This window comes from Novosphingobium sp. 17-62-19 (genome assembly GCF_002256775.1).
GTDB lineage: Bacteria > Pseudomonadota > Alphaproteobacteria > Sphingomonadales > Sphingomonadaceae > Novosphingobium.
Window position 1 is genome coordinate 1 of record NZ_NCII01000117.1, and the last position, 8,544, is coordinate 8,544.

The 8,544-nt window shown below is 61.9% G+C and carries 6 protein-coding genes; 5 read left to right on the plus strand and 1 reads right to left on the minus strand.

The window, feature by feature from the left end:
• Nucleotides 1-781: replication initiation protein (locus B7X90_RS16905; protein ID WP_292626426.1), on the minus strand; the 781-nt coding region annotated here is incomplete at its 3' end.
• Between the two features lie 820 nt (nt 782-1,601).
• On the opposite strand from B7X90_RS16905, the gene B7X90_RS16910 reads away from it, so the two are divergent.
• The 5 genes from B7X90_RS16910 to B7X90_RS16930 all read left to right on the plus strand — a co-directional run bounded on the left by B7X90_RS16910 (nt 1,602) and on the right by B7X90_RS16930 (nt 8,330).
• Nucleotides 1,602-2,201, plus strand: a complete 600-nt coding sequence (locus B7X90_RS16910) for a toprim domain-containing protein (RefSeq protein WP_292626429.1) — start codon at nt 1,602-1,604, stop codon at nt 2,199-2,201.
• A gap of 58 nt (nt 2,202-2,259) precedes the next feature.
• A complete protein-coding gene (locus tag B7X90_RS16915) occupies nt 2,260-4,728 on the plus strand; it encodes a strawberry notch-like NTP hydrolase domain-containing protein (protein WP_292626431.1) in 2,469 nt (822 codons plus the stop codon).
• A 145-nt stretch (nt 4,729-4,873) separates the two neighbouring features.
• Nucleotides 4,874-6,421, plus strand: coding sequence for a tyrosine-type recombinase/integrase (locus B7X90_RS16920; RefSeq protein WP_292626433.1), 1,548 nt, complete (start codon nt 4,874-4,876; stop codon nt 6,419-6,421).
• Nucleotides 6,415-7,329: a tyrosine-type recombinase/integrase gene (locus B7X90_RS16925; protein WP_024921906.1), complete on the plus strand. Its 915-nt coding sequence runs from the start codon at nt 6,415-6,417 to the stop codon at nt 7,327-7,329. The genes B7X90_RS16920 and B7X90_RS16925 overlap by 7 nt, the downstream gene beginning before the upstream one ends.
• The gene (locus tag B7X90_RS16930; RefSeq protein WP_292626438.1) at nt 7,326-8,330 is read left to right on the plus strand and encodes a tyrosine-type recombinase/integrase; all 1,005 of its coding nucleotides are present in this window, start codon (nt 7,326-7,328) and stop codon (nt 8,328-8,330) included. Before B7X90_RS16925 ends, B7X90_RS16930 begins: the two co-directional genes overlap by 4 nt.
• Nucleotides 8,331-8,544: the final 214 nt, after the last annotated feature.

Here is an 8,544-nt window from a genome sequence, read left to right on the forward strand (position 1 = left end):
CAAACCGGAACTCAATCTCAGCAACCGTCCTGCCCTGCCGAATTTCGCGCCATTCGACACGGAAGTGCGCCAACTGGTCGATCTCGGACTTGGCCTTCTCAAGCACCTTGCGCCGAAGCTGAGCAAAGTCGGTGTATACCTCGGGTGGAATACCAAGGGCTGCTCGAAGCGCTTGCATGTCCCCCCTCCACGTCGCCTGACGACGATGCAAGCGAAGAGCACCCAGCTCATAAAGCTTGAGCGCATAGTTCGAACGAAAACCAAGGACCGCTTGGCGATTCAGGACAGCGTATGTCTCGGACGCTTGGATTAGCTTGCGCGCATCGGGCGTGAACTCCCATTCGATCCAGCCTGCTTCACCGCCCTCTTCTTCCGTTTCCTCCCGCGACCGCGAGATCAATGAAAACAGGAGCGTCGCCTTCTTGCCCCGCCAAGATTTGTCATCAACGGCGAAGAGCGTTCGGTGGAGTTCCTGGAGCATGTCGGTGATCCGCTCATTGCCCTTATGCCCGCGCCGAATGTCAGCTTTGCGAATTCGGTGTGGCCGATCCTCCCAAGCGTCTCCTCCCGCAGTCAAGATCATCAGGGCTAGTAGCCGAGACGCCGTGAGACTGAGCGATTCACCTTTGACGAACTTGATTTCGATGATGCTGCCTGGCTTGGCGAATTCATCTCCGCCCTTAGCTTTTAGAGCTGCGGCAACACGCATGGCACGCCCAGGAGATACTTCCTCCGCGGCCTCTTCAACACCTTTGGCTATTTGGCCAACTTCACTTTCCATGCCATATTTCGATCAGAATATGATTCTCGAGCCTTGCTTGCTGCCTGACCTGACCTCCTTCGTCAAGTCAGGTCAGGATGGAAGTGTGGTAGCCACCCCCAACTGGTCAGGATAGAAGCACAGCTACTCGGCTAGGAAAGCCGCAGACAAACACGAGTCGGCGTACCTTTGGCCTAATTTCGAATCTCGCCTTGATTTCTACGCCTTCGCGATTCAGCTATTCACGTTAGCGGGGCAGGGAACGCACATCCCTTTGATTCCCCCAATGAGTCAGGAAGGCCCCAAAGGGTCAGGCAAGTTCCCCCGATGGGTCAGGCTATTTCCCCCACAAGGTCAGGCAAATCCCCCCATGAGGTCAGCTATATGGCCATAAATACTTGTAAACGCGCCTCTTTTCGGCCCGTGAATCTGAATCCTTAGAATCATGAATCCTTCCGCTGCAAGCAGCGGCGTGTGTAAATTGACTTTTAGAAGATCAATCACTGATTCGTGTGCTCCAACATGGACAGTCCATCTGGCAAGAACAGAACACAGGATTCACTGCAGGGGGAGGGGAGCGGGGGCGAGCTGGGCGATTATGCCCCTTGTCAGCAATAACCCTACGTCAGAGTTACGCGCTCTCATTACCCGCCTCGGGGGCACGTGGTTCGGCAATACCGCGATGTGTCGGTGCCCTTGCCATGCCGACAGAACCCCGTCACTTTCGATCCGCCAGGGTGATCGAGCCATTCTCGTGACGTGCCACGCAGGTTGCGACAGCCGAGACGTACTCACAGCTCTTCGGAGCATCGCCGAACTCCCAATCGTCGATGCCTCTGGCGTGACCTCCAGCTTCCAGCGCAGCACTGGAATTCAGCTCACCATCTGGCGAGCTGCTCGTTCAATCGAAGGAACGCTAGCCGAACGATATGTGCGTGAGGTCCGCCAGATCTGGGCACCACTCGAAGACCTGCGCTTTCACCCCCGGTGCCCACGAGGGCAGGGGAAGCTGGCCAGCTTTGAGCCGGCACTCCTCGTCGCGATGCGCAAGGCAGGCGCGATCGCCGCGATCCAGCGGATTTTCCTCGATCCGTCGACAGCGGGCTACACCGAGAAGCGCGTCCTCGGCCAGGCCATCGGCGCTGCGTGGACCAACGGGCAGCCAGGCAAGACCATCGGCATATGCGAGGGCTTCGAGACTGCGGCTGCGTATACGTCGCTCACGGGTATCCAGGCCTGGGCGACCATGGGAGCCAAACGCTTTCACCAGGTCGACATCCCGGCGTCAGTCGAAACCGTGATCCTGCTGGCGGACAACGACGCCGAGGGCAGGCGGGCACGCGATCACGCAGCCGAATCCTACCGACGCCCCGGACTTGCAATCGAGACCGAATGGCCGCCGGGCCGCATGAACGACTGGGCGCAGCTCCTAAAGCGGTGAGAGGAGGGGGGCTGGAGCGGACGTGCCGCTGATCGGCGCAAGCTCAGGAGATCTCCGCATGACCACAACGATCCCGCGCGCGAGCGCCATTCTCGGCGCTGCGCGCACACTTGCCGCCAAGCTGCTCGCTTACCAAACTGATGGGGCTGTTCCGATCGACCGTGCCGCACTGAGCGCGGCCATGTCCGAGAGTGCAGCCGGCAGCGACGCAGAAGGGGCGTGGCAGCAGCGCGACAGTTTCGAAGCGCTGGAAGTTGCGCTCTCCCTGACCATTCCCGAGCTGGTAGGCCGCATGGACGTCGGCGCGGCGATCGCCACGTTGGAGGCGCTGGCGAAAGAACTGCCAACCCACACGGTACGCAGCGAGGATCAGATCCAATTCCAGCAATTCTCCACGCCGCCGACATTGGCTCGCCTTGCAGTTCATATGGCGAGGCTTTCGAGCGATGACGTGTTGCTCGAGCCAAGCGCAGGCACCGGGATCATCGCTTCGCTTGCCAAGGGCGCGGTCAGGGACCTGATCCTCAACGAACTCGAGCCAACCCGCGCGAACCTGCTTGAGGCCGTGTTTCCGGATACGAAGGTTTACCGCCACGACGGTGCGAAACTCAGCGCGCTGCTCTCCGGGACAGAACGGCCGAGCGTTGTTCTGATGAACCCGCCGTTCTCGGTATCGCAATCACGTGGGCAAGATCAGAATACTGCCGCCAGGCACCTCCGGGCTGCTCTGGATCATCTGCTGCCGGCTGGCCGGATCGTCGCGATCATGCCGGACTGGTTCTCACCTTCTGACAAGGACGAAGAAACGTTCCGGCGCACCCTCGAAGGCGCCCGGCTCGTCCTGTCGCTCCGTCTAGACAAGGGCGGCTACGCCAAGCACGGCACCGGGATCGCCGTTCGCGTGCTGGTGATCGACAAAGTGCCAGGCGAGATCGGCGTATCCACGATCAACCGCAGTTCGGTCGGCGAACTATTCGCAGCGTTGCCGCCGGTGCCGCCCCGGGCGCCTTTGTGTGACCCGACGCAATCAGCTGCACCCCGACCCAAGCTCAGCCTGTTTCGCTCGGTGAAGACCGGTCCATCCCGGCCTGTGATCGTGCGGGCGGCACAAGCCAATGAGGTTCGCCCCGTCGCCTACGAAGTGCTGGACGAACCTGCGGCCATGGGCGAGCAGCGCGGGGTCTATGCCGACTATCGTCCCTCGCGCGTCGTGATCGCGGAAGCTGGAGAACACCCGACCCACTTGGTCGAGTCGGCAGCCATGGCTTCGATTGCGGCGCCAAAGCCCAGCTATGTGCCATCTCTGCCCGAGCGGACTGTTACAGCGCGACTGTTGTCCGCCGCCCAGCTCGAAACGGTGATCTATGCCGGCGAGGCCTGGTCGCGTGATCTCCATGGCCGTTTCAGCCATCCGTCCAGCGAAGTGGCGCTCAAGGAGGACCCGGACGGCCAGCTGTACCGTACCGGCTTTTTCCTCGGCGATGGCACCGGAGCGGGGAAGGGCAGGCAGGCCGCCGCCTGCATTCTCGACCAGTGGCTCAAAGGCAATCGCCGCCACATCTGGATTTCGAAGAACGCGCCTCTGCTCGAGGACGCCCAGCGCGACTGGACCGCAATCGGCGGACTGCCGTCGGATATCCTTGAGCTCTCGCGCTGGAAAATCGGTGAAGAAATCACCGCACCCGAGGGCATCCTGTTCGTGCCCTACGGCACGCTCAGGAGCTCGCGCGTCGAGGACACCCGGCTTGACCAGATCGTGCGCTGGGCTGGCGAAGACTTCGAAGGCGTCATCGTCTTCGACGAAGCCCACGAAATGGGGGGCGTTGCTGGCGGGGAAGGGGCCTTGGGGCAGAAGCAGGGCTCGCTTCAGGGCATCGCCGGTGTCCTGCTCCAGAATACGCTACCGCGCGCCCGGGTGCTCTACGCCTCGGCAACGGGAGCATCCGACGTCAACAACCTCGCCTATGCGGTCCGTCTCGGTCTGTGGGGGCCGGGCACGGCGTTTGCGGCCCGCGAACAGTTCATCAGCGAAATCCGCGACGGCGGAATTGCTGCGATGGAACTGGTTGCCCGCGATCTCAAGGCATCCGGGCTCTACCTCGCCAGGGCGCTCAGCTTCACCGGGATTGAGTACGATATCCTCCGCCACGATCTGACCCCTGAACAGATCGCGGTCTACGACACCTACTGCGAGGCCTGGACGATCATCCACCAGAACCTCGAAGCCGCGCTCGAACTTACCGGCATCGTCGATGGTCTTGAGAACAGGACGCTCAACAGTGGCGCCAAGGCGGCGGCGCGCAGCCGGTTCGAGGGCACCAAGCAGCGCTTCTTTGCGCAAGTCCTGCTCAGCCTGAAGCTCCCCTCGATCTATCCCGCAATAGATGAGCATCTGGCCAGCGAAGAAAGCGTGGTCGTCCAGCTCGTCAGCACGGCGGAATCGATCCTCAACCGGCGTCTCAATGAGCTAGATCCTGATGAGCGTGAGGCGCTGGAACTGGACCTATCGCCACGCGAGTATGTGTAATGTTGAGCTCAACATTAGATCGCTTCTTTGCAGTCGCAGTTTATGTCGAGCGTGGCGGCGGGAGGCGCAGGTTTTCTTCGGTTTTCCATGATTTCACTCCAGATAATTACAGTTCCTTCGACCTCAACAAGTCGAAGGAAGCTACATGCGAACAAGATCATCATTGCCGTTTCGAGCGGCCCCGCTCCGGGTCGAAGACCCGCCCAGTCACGGCACCCTACTCACCGCATTCCTCTCCTCTCTGTCGCTCGACGAGAGGTCAGCCTGTGCGGTTCTGTTTGGCGCTGCTGCCCGCCATTTCCTGCATTGGCTGGAGCTGCATGGGATCGCAGTCCGCACGATCGACGATCGGGCTGTTCGGCGGTTCGAGAAGCACCGGTGCCGGTGCCACCGGTATTCGGCGCAGCAGCCAGTATATAAGGCGGACATTGCAGCGCGGGTCAGACGCTTCGTCCGCTTCCTGGAAGATCAAGGCTACGTCGAAGTCGACGACGGGATCGACGATTTGCCACGGCACCTCGCCGACTATTTCGACGCGATCAATAGTCTGCAACTCGCGCAGGGACCGGCGCAGTCCTATCGATCCGAGGCCGAGCATGTCGTGGCCTGGCTTCGCATTGCGCGACGACGGTGGGCCGATATCGACGACACGATCATCGACCAGTACGCCGTGCATGATTGCCGTTGCCCGGTCTGGCGCAAGCGGGGCAAGCTGGTCGCCACGGGCACCAAGCGGCGGCGGCGCTGCGCTCGGCACTTCGTCGAGTTTCTGCGGGGTCGGGGCGTCATCCCATCGGTCGAACCGGTGGTGGACGATAACCCGCACATGGCGGCATATCTTACATGGCTCAAGCAACATCGCGGCGCGACCGACGAGACGATCCGGCGTTACCGGACCGATATCACGCGGCTCATGCCCATGCTCGGCGAGCCTTCACAATGGGATGCAGCCGCTCTCAGGCGGGCATTCCAACGACGAAGCAAGGAGACGCCGGGTTCGGCATCGCTGCTCGTCACGATAATGAGGAGCTACATTCGGTTTTTGATCGTGCAAGGCGAGTGCCGACCGGCATTGTTGCACGCGATACCATCAGTGCAGCGCTACCGCCTTTCGGCGTTACCCCGTCACGTCGACCCGGCCATGATCGAGAAGATCATTGCAGCCTGTCCGACCGATCGGCCGGTGGAAGTCCGCGACAAGGCCATCATTCTCCTGCTCGCCAGGCTCGGACTGCGAGCGGGCGATGTCCGGGACATGCGGCTCGACGATATCGATTGGCGGGGCGGGTACATCCGGGTCAAGGGCAAGACCCGAAGGCCGGACCGGTTGCCACTGCCGCAGGATGTCGGCGACGCGATTCTGGCATATCTTGCGGCAGCCCGCCCGAAGGCCGTCGAAGACCATCTGTTCCTGCGCGTGCAAGCTCCGTTCCGGCCATTCAGCTCGTCCGCGGAGATCGCAGGCATCGTCGCACGCACGCACGAGCGCGGTGGGATCGGAGGGGTGCCGACCGGGTCGCACATATTCCGGCATTCGCTTGCCACCAACTTGCTGCGCGCGGGCGCGGGCCTGGAGTCCGTAGGGACCATCCTGCGTCACAGCTCGCCCGAGACCACTGCCATCTACGCCAAGGTCGATCTGCCGATGCTCATGAAGATCGCGCAGCCCTGGCCCGGAGACCTGCCATGTTGAACACACACATCTCAAGATACGTCGCTTTGCATCGCAGCCTGGGCCGGAAGTATTCCGAACAGGACCGGATGCTCCGCCAGTACGCTGCCTACGCCGAGGGTTTCGGCGATCGGCACACTCAGGTCCAGCGCATCTACGACTGGTGCCACACGTCGAGCTCACAATATGTGGCCCGCCGGAGGTTCGACACCGCACGTAACTTCAGCCTTTTCGCTCATGCCGAGGATTCGGGCCACGAGGTTCCACCTGCGGGCGTTTTCGGCCGAGGCAAGCGGCCCCGCCCCACGCCCACGATCATCAAGCCCGAGCAGGTCCGGGCGATCATGACGGCGGCACTGGGCGTTCCTCCCAAGGGCATGATCAGCCCGTACACTTATCACTACCTGTTCGGTCTGCTGGCCGCGACAGGACTCCGGATTTCCGAGGCCCTCGCGTTACAATGCAGCGATCTGGTCGAGGATGGCCTGATCGTCCGCAACGGCAAGTTCGGTAAACAGCGGCTTGTAGCGTTGCAGCCATCGACCCGTCAGGCGCTCGAAGCATATCTCGCCACCCGGGCAAGGCTCGGTGCCACGGGCAATGACCTGTTCGTGACCATCCGGGGAAGAGCCCCCCATAAAGTGCGCGCACACATCGTGTTCGTCAGGCTGGCCCGACAGCTTGGATACCGCGGACCAACTGGAACGGCCGGGATGCGGCTACACGACTTGCGGCACACTTTCGCCGTGCGTTCCCTTGAGTCCTGCCCACCCGACAGGGAGGCGATTGCACACCACATGGCCGGACTCAGCGTCTATCTTGGGCACGCGTCGGTCGCCAACACGTATTGGTATCTCGAGGCCACGCCGGTGCTGCTGCGCGACATCGCGGCCGCCAGCGAGCAACTTTACCGGGGAGAGGCCGCATGACGGCGCTCGCTCCGCATCTCTCGGCATACCTGCGTGAACATCTGCCACGCGAACGCGCTGTCAGTCCGCACACGGTGAAGACCTATGCCAACTGCTTCGTCCTCCTCGTCCAGTTCGCTGCCGGTCGGCTGAAGCGCCGACCGACCGATCTTGAGATCGAGGATCTCGGCACCGACATGATCATGGCCTTCCTTGACCATGTCGAGACCGGTCGCGGCAGCTGCGTGCGGACCCGCAACGGCAGGCTCGCCGCGATCCGGTCCTTCTTCCGGTACATAGAGTATCGCATTCCGGCCTGCCTGGACCAGGCGCTCCGCGTCAGATCGATCCCGACCAAGAAGACCGACAAGGCGCTGATCGACTACCTCGACCGGGCCGAGATCAAGGCGTTGCTCGACGCCCCCGATCCCCGCACTCGCCTTGGCACACGCGATCGCGCCATGCTGCATCTGGCCTATGCCGGCGGGCTCCGGGTATCGGAACTTGTGTCGCTTCAGCTGCGCAATTTCCCGGACCGCTCCCTGTCCACCGTGCACATCATGGGCAAGGGTCGGCGTGAACGGGTCCTGCCGCTCTGGAAGGAGACCCAGTTCGCATTGCGCGCGTGGCTTGCGATACGGCCCGACGCGCAAGCTGCCGAGATATTCCTCAATGCCAACGGGCAGCCTATGACCCGTGACGGGTTTGCATTCCGACTGGCTGAACACGTCAAAGCAGCGGCGGCAAAGCAGCCGTCGATCCTCGGCAAACGGGTTACGCCGCATGTGTTGCGCCATTCCTGCGCGATGCACACGCTCGCGGCGACCGGGGACATCCGCAAGGTCGCGTTGTGGCTTGGCCATGCCAGCATACAGAGCACCGAGACCTACCTGCGGGCCGATCCCGAGGAGAAGCTGCAAATCCTCGCGGCTCACGGTGCCCCCGCCATCAAGCCCGGGCGCTTCAAGCCGCCATCCGATGCCCTGATTACCATGCTTACCGACGTTCGAAGGCGGGCCTAGCCCGTCTCCGAACATTCCCCCTGACCCTCATATTATCTGGAGTGAAATCATGGAAAACCGAAGAAAACCTGCGCCTCCCGCCGCCACGCTCGACATAAACTGCGACTGCAAAGAATATATCATCGATTATCTCGAGCGCGCATTTCCGACGCGGCAAATGCGCGTCTTCACCGACGATACCGGGACGCCAAGGTCCGTCCCCATGGAGGACGAA

Bases quoted from the DNA above. Each gene is read 5' to 3' on its own strand.
- B7X90_RS16930 (WP_292626438.1), top strand. From the start codon at position 7,326: ATGACGGCGCTCGCTCCGCATCTCTCGGCATACCTGCGTGAACATCTG.
- B7X90_RS16925 (WP_024921906.1), top strand. From the start codon at position 6,415: ATGTTGAACACACACATCTCAAGATACGTCGCTTTGCATCGCAGCCTG.
- B7X90_RS16915 (WP_292626431.1), top strand. From the start codon at position 2,260: ATGACCACAACGATCCCGCGCGCGAGCGCCATTCTCGGCGCTGCGCGC.
- B7X90_RS16920 (WP_292626433.1), top strand. From the start codon at position 4,874: ATGCGAACAAGATCATCATTGCCGTTTCGAGCGGCCCCGCTCCGGGTC.